The 17,871-nt window shown below is 65.2% G+C and carries 20 protein-coding genes; 13 read left to right on the top strand and 7 right to left on the bottom strand.

From position 1 onward, the window contains the following. Window positions 1-504 (bottom strand): rod shape-determining protein (locus RMQ73_RS04100; protein ID WP_310496774.1); only part of this gene is annotated, 504 nt, incomplete at its 3' end. Window positions 505-724: 220 nt separating this feature from the next. Between RMQ73_RS04100 and mutL the strand changes: the two genes are divergently transcribed. Continuing rightward, window positions 725-2,503, top strand: a complete 1,779-nt coding sequence (mutL, locus tag RMQ73_RS04095) for a DNA mismatch repair endonuclease MutL (RefSeq protein ID WP_310496773.1) — start codon at window positions 725-727, stop codon at window positions 2,501-2,503. Here the strand turns inward: mutL and RMQ73_RS14220 are convergent. After that, window positions 2,500-2,838 (bottom strand): hypothetical protein, encoded by a 339-nt coding sequence (locus RMQ73_RS14220; RefSeq protein WP_409049827.1) that lies wholly within the window; start codon window positions 2,836-2,838, stop codon window positions 2,500-2,502. The genes mutL and RMQ73_RS14220 overlap by 4 nt on opposite strands. 29 nt (window positions 2,839-2,867) lie before the next feature. On the opposite strand from RMQ73_RS14220, the gene bfr reads away from it, so the two are divergent. Beyond that, on the top strand, window positions 2,868-3,347 hold the full coding sequence (gene bfr / locus RMQ73_RS04085) for a bacterioferritin (protein ID WP_310496772.1): 480 nt from the start codon (window positions 2,868-2,870) through the stop codon (window positions 3,345-3,347). 80 nt (window positions 3,348-3,427) lie between these two features. Here the strand turns inward: bfr and RMQ73_RS04080 are convergent, their stop codons facing one another. After that, window positions 3,428-4,552, bottom strand: a complete 1,125-nt coding sequence (locus RMQ73_RS04080; RefSeq protein ID WP_310496770.1) for a tetratricopeptide repeat protein — start codon at window positions 4,550-4,552, stop codon at window positions 3,428-3,430. Between the two features lie 308 nt (window positions 4,553-4,860). Here RMQ73_RS04080 and fabD point away from each other — a divergent pair, with 308 nt between their 5' ends. From fabD to RMQ73_RS04040, 8 genes are all read left to right on the top strand, one after another. Continuing rightward, window positions 4,861-5,796 (top strand): ACP S-malonyltransferase, encoded by a 936-nt coding sequence (gene fabD, locus RMQ73_RS04075; protein ID WP_310496776.1) that lies wholly within the window; start codon window positions 4,861-4,863, stop codon window positions 5,794-5,796. A 3-nt stretch (window positions 5,797-5,799) separates the two neighbouring features. Further along, window positions 5,800-6,537: a 3-oxoacyl-[acyl-carrier-protein] reductase gene (gene fabG, locus RMQ73_RS04070; protein ID WP_310496769.1), complete on the top strand. Its 738-nt coding sequence runs from the start codon at window positions 5,800-5,802 to the stop codon at window positions 6,535-6,537. Window positions 6,538-6,682: 145 nt separating this feature from the next. Next, the gene (locus RMQ73_RS04065; RefSeq protein ID WP_310496768.1) at window positions 6,683-6,922 is read left to right on the top strand and encodes an acyl carrier protein; all 240 of its coding nucleotides are present in this window, start codon (window positions 6,683-6,685) and stop codon (window positions 6,920-6,922) included. Between the two features lie 164 nt (window positions 6,923-7,086). After that, the gene (gene fabF / locus RMQ73_RS04060) at window positions 7,087-8,349 is read left to right on the top strand and encodes a beta-ketoacyl-ACP synthase II (RefSeq protein WP_310496767.1); all 1,263 of its coding nucleotides are present in this window, start codon (window positions 7,087-7,089) and stop codon (window positions 8,347-8,349) included. Between the two features lie 49 nt (window positions 8,350-8,398). After that, window positions 8,399-9,367 carry an endolytic transglycosylase MltG gene (gene mltG, locus RMQ73_RS04055; protein WP_310496766.1) on the top strand — a complete coding sequence of 323 codons (969 nt, stop codon included), beginning with the start codon at window positions 8,399-8,401 and terminating at the stop codon, window positions 9,365-9,367. Window positions 9,368-9,369: 2 nt separating this feature from the next. After that, window positions 9,370-10,002, top strand: coding sequence for a YdcF family protein (locus tag RMQ73_RS04050; protein ID WP_310496765.1), 633 nt, complete (start codon window positions 9,370-9,372; stop codon window positions 10,000-10,002). Next, entirely contained in the window at window positions 10,002-10,727 is a 726-nt protein-coding gene (locus RMQ73_RS04045; protein ID WP_310496775.1) for a lysophospholipid acyltransferase family protein, read from the top strand. The genes RMQ73_RS04050 and RMQ73_RS04045 overlap by 1 nt, the downstream gene beginning before the upstream one ends. Further along, window positions 10,724-11,716 carry a DUF2125 domain-containing protein gene (locus RMQ73_RS04040; protein WP_310496764.1) on the top strand — a complete coding sequence of 331 codons (993 nt, stop codon included), beginning with the start codon at window positions 10,724-10,726 and terminating at the stop codon, window positions 11,714-11,716. The genes RMQ73_RS04045 and RMQ73_RS04040 overlap by 4 nt, the downstream gene beginning before the upstream one ends. Window positions 11,717-11,750: 34 nt before the next feature. Here RMQ73_RS04040 and RMQ73_RS04035 read toward each other — a convergent pair whose 3' ends face one another. Further along, window positions 11,751-12,656 carry a prephenate/arogenate dehydrogenase family protein gene (locus RMQ73_RS04035; RefSeq protein ID WP_310496763.1) on the bottom strand — a complete coding sequence of 302 codons (906 nt, stop codon included), beginning with the start codon at window positions 12,654-12,656 and terminating at the stop codon, window positions 11,751-11,753. Next, window positions 12,656-13,780: a histidinol-phosphate transaminase gene (gene hisC / locus RMQ73_RS04030; protein WP_310496761.1), complete on the bottom strand. Its 1,125-nt coding sequence runs from the start codon at window positions 13,778-13,780 to the stop codon at window positions 12,656-12,658. The genes RMQ73_RS04035 and hisC overlap by 1 nt, the downstream gene beginning before the upstream one ends. A 101-nt stretch (window positions 13,781-13,881) precedes the next feature. Here hisC and RMQ73_RS04025 point away from each other — a divergent pair, with 101 nt between their 5' ends. From RMQ73_RS04025 to RMQ73_RS04015, 3 genes are read left to right on the top strand one after another with little or no spacing between them, the layout of a single operon-like run. After that, on the top strand, window positions 13,882-15,021 hold the full coding sequence (locus tag RMQ73_RS04025) for a homoserine O-acetyltransferase (RefSeq protein WP_310496760.1): 1,140 nt from the start codon (window positions 13,882-13,884) through the stop codon (window positions 15,019-15,021). Then, the gene (gene metW / locus RMQ73_RS04020) at window positions 15,018-15,635 is read left to right on the top strand and encodes a methionine biosynthesis protein MetW (protein ID WP_310496759.1); all 618 of its coding nucleotides are present in this window, start codon (window positions 15,018-15,020) and stop codon (window positions 15,633-15,635) included. Before RMQ73_RS04025 ends, metW begins: the two co-directional genes overlap by 4 nt. 23 nt (window positions 15,636-15,658) lie before the next feature. Then, entirely contained in the window at window positions 15,659-16,051 is a 393-nt protein-coding gene (locus RMQ73_RS04015; RefSeq protein WP_310496758.1) for a DUF1905 domain-containing protein, read from the top strand. A 41-nt stretch (window positions 16,052-16,092) separates the two neighbouring features. Here RMQ73_RS04015 and RMQ73_RS04010 read toward each other — a convergent pair whose 3' ends face one another. Together RMQ73_RS04010 and RMQ73_RS04005 are read right to left on the bottom strand one after the other, a co-directional pair. Further along, window positions 16,093-16,608: a hypothetical protein gene (locus RMQ73_RS04010; RefSeq protein WP_310496757.1), complete on the bottom strand. Its 516-nt coding sequence runs from the start codon at window positions 16,606-16,608 to the stop codon at window positions 16,093-16,095. Between the two features lie 9 nt (window positions 16,609-16,617). Continuing rightward, complete coding sequence (locus RMQ73_RS04005) at window positions 16,618-17,790, bottom strand: acetyl-CoA C-acetyltransferase (protein ID WP_310496756.1); 1,173 nt, start codon at window positions 17,788-17,790, stop codon at window positions 16,618-16,620. Window positions 17,791-17,871 lie beyond the last annotated feature (81 nt).

The raw sequence follows: 17,871 nt of genomic DNA, 5'->3' as shown, positions 1-17,871 counted from the left end.
GCCGCCGCCGATATCGACCACCATCGACCCGATAGGCTCTGTCACCGGCATGCCGGCGACGATGGCAGCGGCCATGGGCTCCTCGATCAGATAGACTTGGGTGGCACCGGCATTGTTGGCAGCGTCGCGGATGGCGCGCTTTTCGACGCTGGTGCTGCCCGATGGCACGCAGATGACGATTTCCGGATAGCGACCGAACTTGGACGACTGCACCTTCTTGATGAAATGCTTGATCATCTGTTCGGCAACATCGATGTCGGCGATCACGCCGTCACGAAGCGGCCGGATGCATTCGACATTGCCCGGTGTCTTGCCCATCATCACCTTGGCTTCGTTGCCGACGGCCTTGACGGTCTTGTTGCCGCGAATGGTCTCGATGGCGACCACAGATGGCTCGTTGAGCACGATGCCGCGCCCGCGAACATAGACCAGCGTGTTGGCCGTACCCAGATCGATGGCCATATCCTGGCTGAGAAATGAAAACATGCGGCTGAAGATGGACATGGGGCGTTGACCAGTTGTTTGAACATGCGGCGGCGCCGCCATCACACTGCGGCTTTAGGCGCGGCGGGCGCGAATATGCAAGGCCGATGGCGGTGTTACCGCGGCCATATTGCCGGCAAAAGCGACAATTTCGGGCAGGCCGCGCCGAATCGTCGCTGATACGCGCTTTTGGTGATGCTTCGCGCATGACATGGCGGGCCGCGCGTCGTAATCCCGTTGCGTGCCGATCAGACGCCTGCCCGACAATCTCGTCAACCAGATCGCCGCCGGCGAGGTGGTGGAGCGCCCGGCTGCGGCGCTCAAGGAGTTGATCGAAAATGCGCTTGATGCCGGGGCTTCGCGCATTGTCATCGCCTGCGAAAATGGCGGCATCGACCATATGTCCGTCGGCGATGATGGCTGCGGCATGGCGCCCGGTGACATGCGCCTTGCCATGGAGCGCCACGCCACATCGAAATTGCCGACCGGCGACCTCGAAGCCATCGCCACCATGGGCTTTCGCGGCGAAGCCTTGCCCTCGATTGCCAGCGTGGCGACGCTGACCATGACCAGTGCCGTTGCAGGCGCTATGGGCTGGCGGCTGGTGACCAGCAATGGCCGCCGGCTGGAGGACGGGCCATGCGCAGCCTCGCCCGGCACCGTCGTTAGTGTCGATGGCCTTTTTGCCGCTGTGCCGGCGCGCCGCAAATTCCTGAAATCCCAGCGCTCCGAGCTTTCGGCCTGCCTCGATGTGGTACGCCGGCTGGCCATGGCGCGGCCCGATGTGGGGTTCGTGTTCCGCCACGAAGGGCGCACGCTGCTCGATCTGGCGCCCGGCCCCGACGATGGCCCTGCCAGCAGCATCGCGCGGCTGGCAGGCGTGCTGGGCCGCGATCTGGCCGACAATGCCGTCGCCATCGACCTGCTGCGCGACGGCATTGCGCTTGGTGGCCTCGCCGGCCTGCCGACCTATAATCGCGGGGTCGCCGACCACCAGTTCCTGTTCGTCAATCGCCGGCCCGTGAAGGACCGTATGCTGGTGGGTGCGCTGCGCGGCGCCTATCAGGATCTGCTGGCCCGCGACCGCCATCCGGTGGCGGCGCTGTTCCTGACCGTGCCGGCCGATTTCGTCGATGTGAACGTCCACCCGGCCAAGACCGAGGTGCGGTTCCGCGACGCCGGGCTGGTGAGGGGGCTGATCGTCTCGGGCCTGAGGCGCGCGCTCGATGCCGCCGGCCACCGCGCCTCGACCACGGCAAGCGCGGCAGCCATGCGGGCGTTTGAAGTGCCGGTTTTCGCAGCCGCCCCTGCCGCCAGCCCGCCTGCCTTTGCCGGCATGGCCGAACCCCCCCGGCTGTTCAGCGAATTTCCCCCGGGCTTTGCGCCATTGTCGGCGTCTGGCGAGCAGGCGTTCGTGCCTGCCGCGCCTCCTGCTGTCCGCCATCCGCTCGGTGCGGCTCGCGGGCAGGTTGCCGGCACCTATATCGTCGCTGAAACCGAAGATGCGTTGATCCTCGTCGATCAGCATGCCGCCCATGAACGGCTGACGCTGGAACGCATGAATGCCGCGCTCGCACACGGCCCGGCGGCTTCGCAGGCGTTGCTGGTGCCGGAAATCGTCGATCTGGACGAGATCGCCGCAGCCCGCATTGCCGAGCGAGCGGATGAACTGGCCGAACTGGGTTTGGTGCTCGAAGCCTTTGGCCCGGCAGCGATCATGGTGCGCGCGACACCGGCCATGCTGGGCACCACCGATATTCAGGGACTGGTGCGCGATCTGGCCGATGACCTGGCCGCCTTCGGCAAGGCACTGACGCTCAAGGAACGACTCGATTCGGTCGTTGCCACCATGGCCTGCCATGGCAGCGTACGGGCCGGGCGCATGCTGGGCATTGCCGAAATGAACGCCCTGCTGCGCGAGATGGAAGTGACGCCACATTCCGGCCAGTGCAACCATGGCCGCCCGACCTGGGTTCGCTTGGCAAAGACCGACATCGAGAAATTGTTCGGGCGGCGCTAAATGCTGTTGCGAACCACTTGCATCGCCGCCACGAATCGTTGATAACGTCTCGCAACATCAATTCGCGATTCGAGGCTGCCGTGTTCGTCTGTGTCTGCAACGCTCTGAAAGAACGTGACGTCCGCGACGCGGCGCGTGCCAGTGGCAGCGATTGCCCGCGCGCAGCCTTTGCGCAATTGGGCTGCAAACCAAAATGCGGTCAGTGCTTGCCCTTCGCCCGCGAAGTGGTTGCCAAGGCGTCCACCTTCGCCTGACTTGCGACCGCGACTGGTTCTCAATCTTAAATACCTGAAAACGCGCGGTTTTTTGTTGACTGATTGACTGTCTTGCGCCATTGGCCCAGCATCATATCAGGAGAAACGCCATGCGCGGCGATGCAAAAGTCATTGAATATCTCAACGCCGTGCTCAAGGGCGAGCTGACGGCGGTAAACCAGTATTGGCTGCATTACCGTCTGCTCGACAACCTCGGAATCAAGAAACTGGCCGATTACGAACGGCACGAATCCATCGACGAGATGAAGCATGCCGACAAGCTCATGGAGCGCATCTTCTTTCTCGATGGCCTGCCGGGCATGCAGCAGCTGAACCGGCTGCGCATCGGCGAAAACGTCACCGAAGTGCTGCAATGCGACCTGGAACTGGAGCACGAGGCCATCGCCTTGCTGCGCGACGCCGTCCAGCATTGCGAAGCGGTGCGCGACTATCCCAGCCGCGACCTGTTCGCCGAAATCCTTGCCGCCGAGGAAGAGCATGTCGATTTCATCGAAACCCAGCAGACGATGATCGAGAACATGGGCCTGGCGAACTACATCCAGCTGCAATCCAGCCCAGCCGGCAGCTGACACCACGCAGACATGACGTGAAAAAGGGCGCCGCTCCAGATTGGAACGGCGCCCTTTTTTATCCGGGAGATCCCGCCGGCTCAGCCGGCAATTGCGCCGCGCGTCTGTGCAAAAAGTGCCCAGAGATTGGCAATGTCGTGCATCCCGCTTTTTTCCGGAATGCCGGCAAAGCTGGCACGCGCCGCCGCCGCATTGCCTGACCGCAACGAGGCAATGCCCTTCCACAGCATGGCCTGGTCGGCGTCGGGGCCTGCGGCCTTGATGGCAACATCATAAGCAGCAACGGCCTTGCCATATTGCCCCAGGCCCAGCCACGAGTTGCCGCCGCGCACGGCAGTCTTGGGATCGGCGGACAGGCGCGGCGCATCGGCGGCAGCCTTGGCGGTCATGCCGACGGCTGCCTGTGCCAGCTTCTGGCTCATGGCGTCGGACGCAGCGCCGGCCTTGGCCAGCGCCGGGCCGGCAAGGCCAGCCTGGCCCGAGACGAGCGCCAGCTTGGCAAAGTCCTGATAATCCTGCGGGCGATCCAGCGTGCCGGTTGCCATCATCAGGTGATACAGCGCCAGCCGCGCTTCGCCGCGCATGTTGTTGCCCTGGAAATTGGTCAGCAGCGTGCGCCAGCGGGCCGGCGAGCTGTCCACCTTGATCAGGCGCTGGGTGGTGGCCAGGTAGGCCTTTTTGTCGCCGGCCTTGTACTGGGCGCCCGCCAGATTTTCGAGATACTGCGGCTTGGGGCCGTTGCTCTTGATCAGGGAATTATAGGCGTTGACGGCAAGTCCTGCGCGCCCGGTGCGGGTATAGGCTTGGGCGATCAGGATCTGCATGTCTTCACCGCCGGACTGTTTGGCGAGCGCGATGGCCTTGTCATACTGACCGGCGCGATAATACAGCGGTGCCAGCTGCCGGGCAGGGGCGCCGGCGGCGGCAAGCGCGCCCGCTGCTTCACCGTAGCGGCCGGCGCGGGTGTAGACATAGCCGGCCATCTGGCTGGTCTTGAGCTTTTCCTCGGCTGTCGATGCCGCATTCTGGGCCTGGCCGATGGCGGCGATGGCGGCACCGGTATTGCCGGACGCGGCCGCCTTGCTGGCAGCGGTCAACGCCTTGCCGACGGCAGGCGACACCGCAGCACTGGCGGGCGCGGCAAGTGCGACAACAGCGGCGGCGATAATGAAACGGGCGGACAACGAGCGGGCGGGCAATGGCATTGGCATTCCTTGTGGATTGGACACTGAGGGGAATTCGCGTGCGAAACGATTGGCCGGTTGAAAATGTTGCGGATACGACCATCCCGGCACGAACATTGCCCCAGGCGCCATGGCCAGTGCATGAACGATGCCCGGCGGTCCCACCCGCGCGCTAGGCAATCCCCCAATATCGCAATGGACGAGCCATGCAACCAGTCAAATGGGCAACCGGGCAAATCGCGCACCGCGCTGCCGATTGTTGCAAGGGCGCTGCGAACCGCCTAAGCCGCAGCTCCAAAATCCAGCTAATATTGCGGGGGAGGTCCATCATTCGCGCTTTCATATTTCCGGGGCAGGGCAGCCAGTCGGTCGGCATGGGCCGTGGCCTTGCCGACGCCAGCCCCCATGCCCGCGCCGTGTTCGAGGAAGTCGACGAGGCGCTTGGCCAGTCGCTGTCACGGTTAATGTGGGAGGGCCCCGAAGAGACGCTGACCCTGACTGCCAATGCCCAGCCGGCGATCATGGCAGCGAGCATCGCCGCGCTGCGCGTGCTCGAGGCCGAAGGCGGCGTGCGTCTTGCCGACAAGGCCAGCTTTGTCGCGGGCCACAGCCTTGGTGAATATACGGCGCTTTGTGCGGCCGGCGCGCTGGGGCTGGCAGATACTGCCCGATTGCTGCGCCTGCGCGGCGAGGCGATGCAGGCCGCTGTTGCGCCGGGTGTCGGCGCCATGGCAGCGCTGCTGGGCCTGGATTTCGAAGCGGTTGCCGCCATTGCTGCCGAGGCTGCGCAAGACCAGGTCTGTGCCGCCGCCAATGACAATGCACCGGGGCAAGTCGTCGTGTCCGGCCATACCGAGGCCGTGGCCCGTGCCATGAGCCTGGCCCGCACGCGCGGCGCCCGCCATTCGGTGCTGCTGCCGGTGTCGGCACCGTTCCATTGTCCCTTGATGGCGCCTGCCGCCGACGCCATGGCGGCTGCACTGGCTGCGGCTCCGCTGCGCGGTCCGTATGTACCGCTCATTGCCAATGTGACTGCTGCTGCCGTGACCGATCCGGACACGATCCGCCGGCTGCTGGTCGAACAGGTCACCGGCACGGTGCGTTGGCGCGAATCGGTGCTGGCGATGGCATCGCTGGGCGTTACCGGCTTTGTCGAGCTGGGCGGCAAGGTGCTCGGGCCGATGAACCGCCGCATCACACCCGATTGCCCGACGATCTCGGCCGCCGACATGGCCGGGGTCGAGGCGCTGGCAAAGGAGCTTTGAGACATGTTTGACCTGACAGGCATGACCGCGCTGGTCACCGGCGCTTCGGGCGGGATCGGCAGCAGCGTGGCGAGGGCGCTTGCAGCGCGCGGCGCCCGCGTGGCCTTGTCCGGCACCCGCGAGGACGCGTTGGCGGCCGTGCAGGCGCAAATCGGCGGCGATACCGTGGTGCTGCCGTGCAACCTGTCCGATTCGGCTGCTGTCGATGCTCTGGTGCCCCAGGCCGTGACGGCGATGGGCCGCCTGGATATTCTCGTCAACAATGCCGGCATCACGCGCGACAACCTGGCGATGCGCATGAAGGACGAGGAATGGGACGCGGTCATCCGCGTCAACCTCGAAGGCGCTTTTCGCCTGTCACGCGCCGCGTGCAAGCCGATGATGAAGGCGCGGTTCGGCCGTATCATCTCGATCACCAGCGTTGTCGGCGTCACCGGCAACCCCGGACAGGCCAATTATGCGGCCGCCAAGGCCGGGCTGATCGGCATGTCCAAGGCATTGGCGCAGGAACTGGGCTCGCGGCAGATCACGGTCAATTGCGTGGCGCCGGGCTTCATTACCTCGCCGATGACAGACGCGCTGGCCGAGGCGCAGAAAACCGCGCTCATGGCCCGCATTCCGGCCGGCCGACTGGGCGCAGGGGACGATATCGCAGCCGGCGTTGTCTATCTGGCCAGCCGCGAGGCAGGCTATGTCACCGGCCAGACGCTGCATATCAACGGCGGGATGGCGATGATATGATGGCGACAAGCGGTCATTCGGGCTGCAATCCGCACCATCGGGGCGATTTGCGGTCGTGCCGGCCCTTGTCACATTCGGCGCGCCCGGCTATCGGCAAACAGGACACACCGTGCGCGCCGCCGCGCACTGAACAGAGGGATTGCACATGAGCGATGTCGCCGAACGCGTGAAGAAGATCGTTGTCGAGCATCTGGGCGTCGAAGCCGAAAAGGTCACCGACGATGCCAGCTTCATCGACGATCTGGGCGCAGACAGCCTCGACACAGTCGAGCTTGTGATGGCCTTTGAGGAAGAATTCGGCGTCGAAATTCCCGACGATGCCGCCGAGAAGATCCTGACCGTCAAGGATGCGATCGGTTTCATTGCTGCCAACAACAAGGCCTGAGTTGCCGGGCTTTGCCCTGTTGGTCCCGCCGCGCTTTGCCCGCGGCGAGGAAAAAAGATGAGGCGGACGGCCTTTCGCATTGCTGCGAAGGGCCGTTTCGTTTCAGATGGTCAGGAATTGCGGTCGGCGATCCAGGCTGACCAGGAACGAAAATTGGAGCGCCAATGCGCCGTGTCGTCGTTACCGGTCTCGGTCTCGTCACTCCTTTGGGGTCCGATGTAGAAACCGTCTGGGCCAATATCCTGGCCTCGCGCTCCGGCGCAGGCCCGATCACGCGGTTTGATGCCAGCAATCAAGCCGCCCGCATTGCCTGCGAAGTCAAGGCTGGCGACGGCACCGGCGTCACGTTCGATGCCAACAAGCGCGTCGATTACAAGGTACAGCGCCAGGTCGATCCGTTCATCGTCTATGGCATCGACGCCGCCGGCCAGGCGATCGAGGATGCCGGCCTTCTCGACATGACCGAGGAAGAGCGTTTTCGTGCTGGTTGCTCGATCGGCTCGGGCATCGGCGGCCTGCCGGGCATCGCGGCCGAATCGATCGTGCTCCACGAAAAAGGCCCGCGCCGCGTCTCGCCGCACTTCGTCCATGGCCGCTTGATCAATCTGATTTCCGGGCAGGTCTCGATCAAATATGGCCTGATGGGTCCCAACCACGCCGTGGTCACCGCCTGTTCAACCGGCGCCCATGCCATCGGCGATGCGGCGCGTATGATTGCGCTCGACGATGCCGATGTCATGCTCGCCGGCGGTTCCGAAAGCGCGCTGTGCCCGCTGGGCATTGCCGGCTTTGCCCAGGCCCGCGCCCTGTCCACCGGTTTCAACGACGAACCGACGCGCGCCAGCCGCCCCTATGACAAGGACCGCGACGGTTTCGTGATGGGCGAAGGCGCCGGTGTCGTCGTGCTTGAGGAATATGAGCACGCCAAGCGCCGCGGCGCCAAGATTTACGGCGAAGTCATCGGCTATGGCCTGACCGGCGACGCCTATCATGTCACGGCGCCTCACCCCGAAGGCTCGGGCGCGTTCCGTTCCATGCAAATGGCGCTGAAGCGCGCCGGGCTGAACCCCGAGGACATCGACTATATCAACGCCCATGGTACCTCGACGCCGATGGGCGATGAACTGGAACTGGGTGCTGTGCGCCGGCTGTTCGGGTCCGCCATCGGCGGCGTGTCGATGTCATCCACGAAATCGGCAATCGGGCATCTGCTTGGCGGCGCAGGCGCTGTCGAATCGATTTTCTGCCTGCTGGCGCTGCGTGACCAGGTGGCACCGCCGACGCTCAACCTCGACAATCCGTCGGATGGCTGCATCGGCGTCGACCTTGTGCCGCACGTCGCAAAACAGCGTCATATTCGCGCCGTGCTCAACAACAGCTTTGGCTTTGGCGGTACCAATGCCACATTGGTGATGCGCGGCGTCTGAGCCGAAGGATTGGTGATGCGCGGCCTGTCGGCCGCCGGGAAAGGAGGGCATGGTGCGCCGCATGGTTCTTGCCTTTGCCGCGCTGCTTGTCCTGATAGCGGCGCCAATCCTGCTCGCGCCCTGGTATGGCTGGGGAGACACGCCGGGCAAGGCCGTCACCATCACTGTTGCCAAGGGTGCGTCGCTGGCCCGCGTTGCCGATGACCTGCAAAAGGCCGGCCTCATCAGTTCCGAGGGTCAGTTCCGTGTCATGGCCCGTCTGCTCGGCTCGGGTGCGCCGGTGCAGGCGGGCACATACCGGCTTCAGTCCGGACAGGGATGGCGTCATTACCTCGAGGCTTTGCAGTCGGGTGAAGTGCAGCGTTTCGCCATCACCATCCCCGAAGGCATGCCCTCGATCCTCGTGGCCGAGCGTTTGCGTGCCGAACCCCGGCTGTCCGGCGACATCCCAGTGCCTGCCGAGGGGTCGGTTCTGCCGGAAACCTATGCTTTTTCGCCAGGTGAACCACGCGCCAAGGTGCTGGCCCGCATGCAAAAGGCGATGGCCGACGCGCTGAAGGATCTGTGGCCCGCCCGCCGCCCGGCAACCGCCGTCACCTCGCCGCAAGACGCGGTCATCCTTGCCTCGATCGTCGAAAAGGAAACCGGCAAGGATGCGGAACGGCGTATGGTCGCCGGCGTCTATTCCAACCGGCTGCGCATCGGCATGAAGCTCGATGCCGATCCGACGCTGATCTATCCCATCACCGCCGGAAAGCCGCTTGGCCGGCGCATCCGTCTTTCGGAAAAGAACCGAGACACCGGCTACAACACCTATCTGAAGCCGGGCCTTCCCAGGGGACCAGTGGCCAATCCCGGCCGCGCCAGCATTGCCGCCGTGCTCGATCCGGCGGATACCGACGCCTATTATTTTGTCGCCGATGGCACCGGCGGCCATATCTTTGCCCGCACCTTGGCCGAGCAGAACGCCAACCGCGAACGCTGGTTCACGCTGCGGCGCCAGCGCGGTGAGATGTAGCCATGGCGGCCCGCAAACCCAATTTTCCGGACAGCAAGGAAATGCGGCCGCGCCCGGCGGCGCGTTCGGTCCCGGTCAAGCACAGCATTGGGCCGTTTGGCGTTCTGGTGCGCATTGCGGCCGTGCTTTTGCTTGGCTGGATCGGCGGCTTTGTCTGGTTCAGCCAGACGCTGCCCGGCCCGGCGCCGCTGGCGCTGAAGACCGATGCCGTTGTCGTGCTGACTGGCGGTGCTGGAAGGCTGCAACGCGGACTGCAGGTGTTGGAGGCGCGGGCGGCGCGCCGCATGCTGGTGTCCGGCGTTGGGCGCGATACGACGCGGCGGCAATTGGCACTGGCGGCCGGCATAGCCAAAAAACGCCTCGACACGACCGATCTTGGTTATGAAGCGGTTGATACGCGGTCAAATGCCGAGGAAACCGCGCGCTGGGTGGCAAAGAACGATTTTCGCATCATTCGGCTGGTAACGTCGTCGGGTCATATGCGCCGTTCGATGCTGGAGCTGACACGCGTGCTGCCACCCGCAGTCGAAGTCGTGCCCGATGGCGTGCCGGTGCCGCCGCAGCTTTCCAGCATTGCGTCCGAATACTCCAAATATCTGCTCAGGCGGGTGGCGCTGGCCAGCGGGGCCGCGTGATGCCGCCATCCATGCTGGCGACGGCGCTGGCCCTTGTGCGCACCATATTGTTCCAGTTCGCTTTTTATGCCGGCTCACTTGTCCTTGTGCCGTTGGCGCTGCTGGGCGGCACTGTGATGCCGAGCCGCCTGTTGTTTGTCGGTCCCTGGGCCTGGGCCGGGTGGTTCAGGCTGTGCAGTCGCTGGATTACCGGCGTGCGGCTCCAGATCGACGGCACCATTCCCACTGGCCCGCACCTTTTCGCGCTCAAGCACGAAAGCGCCTATGAGGCCATTTTGACGCTCTGGTTGTTCGCGCGGCCTGCGGTCGTGATGAAGGCCGAGTTGCGCCGCATTCCGATCTGGGGTGCTGCCTCGGCGCGTCATGGATCGATTTTCGTTGATCGCGCCGGGTCGTCGGCCATGCTGCGTGCGATGATGAAGGCCGCCGCCGCCGCCAGCGCCGCCGGTCGGCCCGTGGTCATCTTTCCCGAAGGCACGCGCGTCGCGCCGGGCGAACAGCCGCCGCTCGCCGCCGGGTTTGCCGGGCTTTACAAGATTCTGAAACTGCCGGTCGTGCCAATCGCGCTGGACACCGGCGCCGCGTGGCCCCGATCCTTCATCAAATATCCCGGAACCGTGCACATGAAAATTGGTGAGACTCTGGCGCCCGGCGCGCCGCGCGGCGAAATCGAGGCCAAGGTGCAGCAAGCGATCAATGCGCTGAACCTGGGCGTCGCCCGATGAATCTGCGTCGCCTGTCGCTGTGGCTCAGCCTGGTGCCGCTGGTCGTGGGCGCCGGCCTGTACTGGCTGGCCTGGCGCGGCTGGGCCGATGATTTCGGCGCGGTGATGCGCACCTGGTTCCCTGGCAATACCGTTGCCGTGGCGGGTTTCCCCTATCGCATGGAAACCGAGATCACGGCGCCGGCGCTGGCCAATGTTGGCCCGGTGACCCTTTCGGCAAAGGCCGCGCGCGCGCGCATCAATCGTGGGCCATGGCGGCCGGAATTGACCCTGGTGCAGGCCCAGTCGCCGCAGATCATCGTTGGTCTCGATACCGCAGTGCGTGCTGTGCTGACCGCACCCAGCGCGCTGGCCAGCGTGCATGTCCTGGATGGCCGACTGGAGCGGTTGTCAGTTTCGGCAAGCGACGCCGCCATTGCGCTGGGATTCACCGCCATGACCATCCGTACCGGCACTTTTGAAGTGCATGTGCGCGAGCAGAAACCCGGTGCGGCCAACACCGAATCGCCGCGCCTGCCGATCCGGGGCCAAATGGTTCTCAGCGGCACTGGCGTGCGGCTGGGGAAGGGCGCACCGCTTGTGCTGGCGATGGAAGCCAGCGCCCATGGTCCAGCCCGGTTGATCGACTATGCCCGCTGGCAGGCCGGCGGCAGCATCGAAGTGGGCAGCGCTGTGCTGAGCGATCCGGTCGGCGAAGTGGCCCGCGCTGTCGCAACACTGGTTCCCGGCGGCGCGGCGGCCAATTCGGCAAATGGCGCAGCAGCGCCGCTGCGTCTTGCCGGCACTATCGATACGGTATGCCCGGCCAGCATCGCCGCCGCCATTGCCGGCACGCCGCCGCTTTCGGAACTGCGGCTGCGCGTCCCGGTCAGGTTGTCCTTTGAAGGGTCGATCGGCCCTGGTGTCGCCCTGCGACTTGCCGGCATGCCTGCAAATCTCGCGGCGCGGCCCCGGCGCGGGCAGCTGCCGGCTTGCCCGCGTATCCGCTGAGGCGGGTACCGGCTTGCCCGCGCATCCGCTGGTATTAGTGGGGACGGCCGAAGTCCGGCGTGTCGGTGTCCTGGCCTTCGTCGATGATCGATCGGCGGATGTCGCGGGTGCGGGTGAACAGGGCCTCCAGCGTGTCGCCGTCGCCCCAGCGGATGGCGCGTTGCAAGGCCACCAGATCCTCGGTGAACCGCCCCAGCAATTCCAGTACCGCCTCGCGGTTGCCCAGGAACACATCGCGCCACATGACGGGGTCGCTGGCGGCGATGCGCGTAAAATCGCGGAAGCCACCGGCGGAATATTTGATGACTTCGCTGCGTGTAACAGCCTCCAGATCGCTGGCGGTGCCGACAATGGAATAGGCGATGAGATGCGGCAAATGGCTGGTCACCGCCAGCACCCGGTCATGGTGCGCCGCATCCATCGTCTCGACGCGCGCGCCCAATCGCGTCCAGAACGCCGACAGTCGTGCCACGGCGCCCGCATCCGCGCCTTCGGGCGGCGTGATGATGCACCAGCGGTTTTCGAACAGGCTGGCAAAGCCTGCATCCGGCCCGGATTTCTCGGTCCCGGCGACGGGGTGTGCGGGAATCACGGCCACGCCGGGCAGCGCCGCGCTCAGCACGGCCAGCACGGCACCCTTGACCGAGCCGACGTCACTGACGATGGCGCCCGGTGACAGTTCGCCGGCAATTTCGGCGGCCACCGCTGCCATGGCGCCCACCGGCACGCACAATATCACCAGATCGGCATCGACGACCGCCGCGCCTGCGCCGTCGGCCACGTCATCGGCGATGTCCAGCGCCGCCACCCGCGCCCGCACGGCCGGATCGGCATCGGCCACGGTCAGGCGCACCGTCGGCATATGGCTGCGCACGCCGCGCGCCAGTGACGAGCCGATCAGGCCCATGCCGATGATGGCTACGCGCGTGAAGGGCAGCATCAGCCGGCGGTGCTTTCGGTCACAAAGCGGCGCAGCGACGCCGCCACGGCGCGTGTTTCGGCCTCGGTGCCGATCGAAATGCGGATACAGTGCGGCATCGCCTGCACAGCCAGGTAACGGCAGATGATGCCGTCATCCAGCAATGCCTCGTTGGCTGCCGCTGCCGTCACCGGGCCGCTTTGCGGAAATTCAACCAAAAGGAAGTTCGTCGCGGACGGTATGGCGCGCAGGCCGGCATTGCCCAGCGCGGCGATCTCGCCAGCCAGCCAGCCGCGCCATTGCTCGGTATGGCGCCTTACCATTTCGACATGGTCCATGTCGGCCAGCGCAGCAATTGCGGCAGCCTGCCCTGTTGTCGGCACGTTGAAAGGCGCCCGGATGCGGTGCATGGCATCGATCAGGGCCGGCGCGCCATAAGCCCAGCCGATGCGCTGCGCCGCCAATCCGTAAATCTTGGAAAATGTCCGGACGGCCAGCACATTGGCGTGGGTTTCGGCCATTTTCAGCCCGTCTTCATAGTCGCCTGTCGCAAATTCGGCATAGGCACAATCCAGCACGAACACGATATCGCTGCGCAGCCCGGCATGCAGGCGGCGCACTTCGGAAGCGGGTATCAAGGTGCCGGTCGGGTTGTTGGGATTGGCCAGATAAACAATACGCGTCAGCGGTGTGACGGCGGACAGCATCGCATCTACGTCGGCTGCATAGTCCACATCGGGCACCACCACCGGCACGGCGCCGACCCGGCGCGTGGCAATGTCATAAACGGCAAAGCCGTGGCGGGCATGGATGATCTCGTCCCCCGGCCCGGCAAAGGCTCCGGCCACCAGGTGCAAAATCTCGTCCGAACCGGTGCCGCAGATGATGCAGTCGGCGTCCAGCCCGTGCCGGGCCGCCAGTGCGCCCCGCAACGCTGTCGAGGCCGGATCGGGATAACGATGACCTTCGGCCAGCACCGCCTGCATGGCGGCAATGGCGGCCGGCGAGGGTCCGAACGGGTTCTCGTTGGAAGACAGTTTGGCCACGACCGGTCGACCGCCCAGCCGCGCCTTGCCGGGCACATAGGCGTGCAGATCGGCGATCCAGGGCTTCATGGCGGGTGCGGCTTCGGGGGTGATGCTCATGATTCACGCCTTTAGGGCGAAAGCCGCGCACGGGAAAGGGGGCGCGGCAAGGGGTGACAGCGGGGGTGACAGGGCCCGACCAAGGCCTTACCTCATGGTCCATGGCCTCCTCTGCCCCCGACATTGCGCCCGATGACAGCCGTTTCGGTCTGGACCGCCTGGTGCGGCTGCCCGGTGCGTTTGCACTCCAGTCGGGACAAGGCCTGAACGGCCTCGACATTGCCTATGAAACCTATGGCGTGCTCAACGCTGACGCCTCCAACGCCATCCTCGTCTGCCATGCGCTGACCGGTGATCAGCATGTCGCCAGCGTGCACCCGCGCACCGGCAAGCCCGGCTGGTGGGCCCGGCTCGTGGGACCCGGCAAACCCGTTGACCCGCAACGGCATTTCATCATCTGCACCAATGTGCTTGGCGGCTGCGGCGGTTCCAGCGGCCCGGGCAGCATCGATCCGGCAACCGGCGCGCGTTTTGCCATGGCGTTTCCGGTAATCACCATCCGCGACATGGTGAACGCACAAGGCAAGCTGCTCGATCATCTCGGTGTCGGCCAGTTGCTGGCGGTGGTTGGCGGCTCGATGGGCGGCATGCAGGCGCTGGACTGGGCGGTGGCGTATCCGGCGCGGGTCAGGAATGTCGTGGCCATTGCCACGGCGGCGCGTCATTCGGCACAGAACATTGCCTTTCACGAGGTTGGGCGCCAGGCAATCATGGCCGATCCGATGTGGCAGGGCGGCGCCTATCTCGCCGACCAGCCGCCGGTTGCAGGCTTGGCGGTGGCGCGTATGGCCGCTCATATCACCTATTTGTCCGAGGCCGGCCTGACCGAAAAATTCGGACGGCGCCTGCAAGACCGCGAGGCGCTGGGTTTTGGGTTCGACGCTGATTTCCAGGTCGAATCCTATCTGCGCCATCAGGGCCTGAGCTTCGTCGAACGCTTCGACGCCAATTCCTACCTGTATATCACCCGCGCGCTGGATTATTTCGACCTTGCCGAGCCGCATGATGGCCATTTGTCGCGCGCCTTTGCCGGGGTGCAGAGCCGGTTCTGCGTCGTCAGCTTCAATTCCGACTGGCTGTATCCCACTGCCGAGGCGCGCCGCGTCGTCAAGGCGCTCAACATCGCAGGTGCAGCGGTCAGCTTTGTCGAGCTGGATAGCCCGTTCGGACACGATGCATTCCTTCTCGATGCGCCGGAAATGAACCGCGTCGTGGACGGTTTCCTGAAGTCCGGCGCATGACCCCCGAACAGATGGTCCAAAGGAGTATTGCCCTTCGCCCTGACCTTGCCGCCGTCGCTGCTGCCGTGCCGCCCGGCGCCCGCGTGCTGGATATCGGCTGCGGCGACGGTGCGCTGCTGGCATGGCTGCGCGATACCAAGTCGGTCGAAGGTCGGGGCATAGAACTGGAGCCGGGCAAGGTTGCCGCCGCGGTATCACGCGGACTGGCAGTTGTGCAGGGCGACGCCGCCACCGATCTGCCCGATTACCCTGATGCGGCCTTTGATGTCGCTATCCTGTCCAACACGCTGCAAGCCATGGCGCAGCCGGCGGCGGTGTTGCTGGAACTGGTCCGTGTCGCCCGCCGCGCCGTCATCAGCTTTCCCAACTTCGGGCATTGGCGGGTGCGGGCGTCGTTGGCCTTTGGTGGCCGCATGCCGGTGACACAATCCTTGCCAGTCAGCTGGCACGAAACGTCCAATATACATTTCTGCACTGTCGATGACTTTCGCGCGCTGGCAGCAGATCTGGGCCTCAAGGTGGAAAGCCAAGCCTTTCTGTCTGGCGGCGTGCGGCGCGGTGCATTGCTGGCAAACCTGATGGCAGAGCAGGCGGTTTTTGTACTGGCAAGATAGCGATTGGCGGACGGGAGGCGCGGTTGGCCGACAAGGAGACACCATTCGACCCCGAACTCATCCGCTTTTTGCGGGAGGAGCTGGGGGAAACGCTGTCGGCGCAGAATGAATGGCAATTCACCGGGCCGCTCTGGCTATGGCGCGGCAAGGCCAAGGACGGCACGCCGACCAAGACCGCCTGGCATTTCCTGACCATCGATGGCGATGTGGCCGATGCAATCCGCGCCGCCGGACCAGGGCGCACCGCCGCCTGGGGATCGGTCTATGTCGGCGTGTCCATCGGCGCCACAGACTGGAAAACCTCGCTTTTTCCCAGCAAGGAAGCCGGCGGCTATATGTTGCCGATCAAGGCCAGCGTCAGAAAAGCGGAAAAGCTGTCCGAAGGCGATGTGGTTACGGCACATCTCGCCTTGTGAACTGCCGGGACGGTGGCTGGCGCTGGACTGATGTGCCCGCCTCAGTGCGCTGTGACTGGCGCCATCACGGTTTGCGCCTCTCCGATCATCACCGGCGCTTCCCAATCCTTTTTGCCGACAAGCACGACATGATGCCGCTCAGGCAGATTTTCGACTTGCCAGTCGATCACTTCGAACATCGCTTCTTCAAGCCGCAGCGCCAGCGGTTCTCGCATCCAGCCGTGTGAAAGGCCTTGCCAGGGCCGGCGCGCCTGCACCACCAGCACGGCAAGACCGGCCGGGCCGAGCACGCGCCATAATTCGCGCAGCATCAATCTCGGCTGTACCAGCGGGCACGACCAAAGCGCCTTGTCGAACAGCGCCTCGTGGAATGGCAGGTGATGGGGATCGGCGCGCAAGGTGCCGGGGCGTATGTCCTCATCGATAGTGGCGACGCAGGCCACCCGCTCCCATCCGTCCAGTTTCAACGCCACGCCGCCCGGCGGCCGGCCCAGAACCAGTAGCCGGCCATGCCGGCCACCGGCCAGCAAGCGGTCCAGCGGCGGATCAGCCGTCATGTCACCGGCTCAGCGTTCAACGCAAAGCGCGATTCCCATGCCGCCGCCGATGCACAGCGTGGCCAGGCCCTTGTGCACATCGCGCCGCGCCATTTCGTGCAGCAGCGTCACCAGCACGCGCGCGCCCGACGCGCCAATGGGATGGCCGATGGCGATGGCGCCGCCGTTGACGTTGACTCGGGCGGGATCCAGCCCAAGTTCCTGGCCAACAGCCAGCGCCTGCGCCGCAAACGCCTCATTGGCTTCGATGAGGTCGAGGTCGCCCACCGACCAGCCGGCCTTGGCCAGCGCGCGCTGCGATGCCGGCACCGGGCCGATGCCCATGACCGCGGGATCAACCCCGGCCGAGGCCCAGCTGGCGATGCGCGCCAGTATGGGCGCACCGCGCCGCACCGCTTCGGCTTCGCTCATCACCACCAGCACGGCGGCGCCGTCATTGAGGCCCGAGGCATTGGCCGCCGTCACGCTGCCGTCCTTCTTGAAGGCGCCGCGCAGGCCCGAGACGCTGTCGATGGTGACGCCGTCGCGAATGTATTCATCGGTATCGACGATGGTGTCGCCCTTGCGGCCCTTGATCGTCACCGGCGCGATCTGGCCCTTGAACCGGCCTTGCGCGCGCGCTGCGCTGGCCTTGTTTTGGCTGGCGACAGCGAATTCATCCTGTGCCTGACGGCTGATCTGATACCGTTCGGCAACGTTTTCGGCCGTGACGCCCATGTGATAGCCATTGAAGGCGTCCCACAGCCCGTCCTTGATCATGGTATCGACCAGCTCGATGGCGCCCATCTTGGTGCCGCCGCGCATCGCCTGGGCATGAGCGCTCAGGCTCATCGATTCCTGCCCGCCGGCGATGATGATCGACGCGTCCCCGGCCTGGATCGCCTGTGATGCCAGCGCCACCGCGCGCAGGCCGGAGCCGCAGACCTGGTTGACGCCCCATGCCGGCGTTTCCTGCGCGATGCCCGCGGCCATCGCGGCCTGGCGGGCGGGGTTTTGCCCCTGTCCGGCGGTCAACACCTGGCCCAGAATGACCTCGTCGATTTCACCCGCAGCAACCCCGGCATCGGCCATCGCCGCTGCAATCGCGGCCTGGCCCAGGACATGCGCCGGCGTGCTGCCAAAGGCACCCATGAAGCTGCCAACGGCAGTGCGGCGGGCGGCGGTGATGACGGTTCCGGTCATATGCAATGCTCCGTGATTGTCCAACATGGACGAGTCGAATTCGCGCGCACGCTAGCTGGCTTCGCGCTTGCCCGCCATCAC

Source organism: Sandarakinorhabdus sp. (assembly GCF_031430775.1).
Lineage (GTDB): Bacteria > Pseudomonadota > Alphaproteobacteria > Sphingomonadales > Sphingomonadaceae > Sandarakinorhabdus.
Note: the sequence above shows the minus strand (reverse complement) of the source record. Positions and strands in the feature narration are given on the sequence as shown.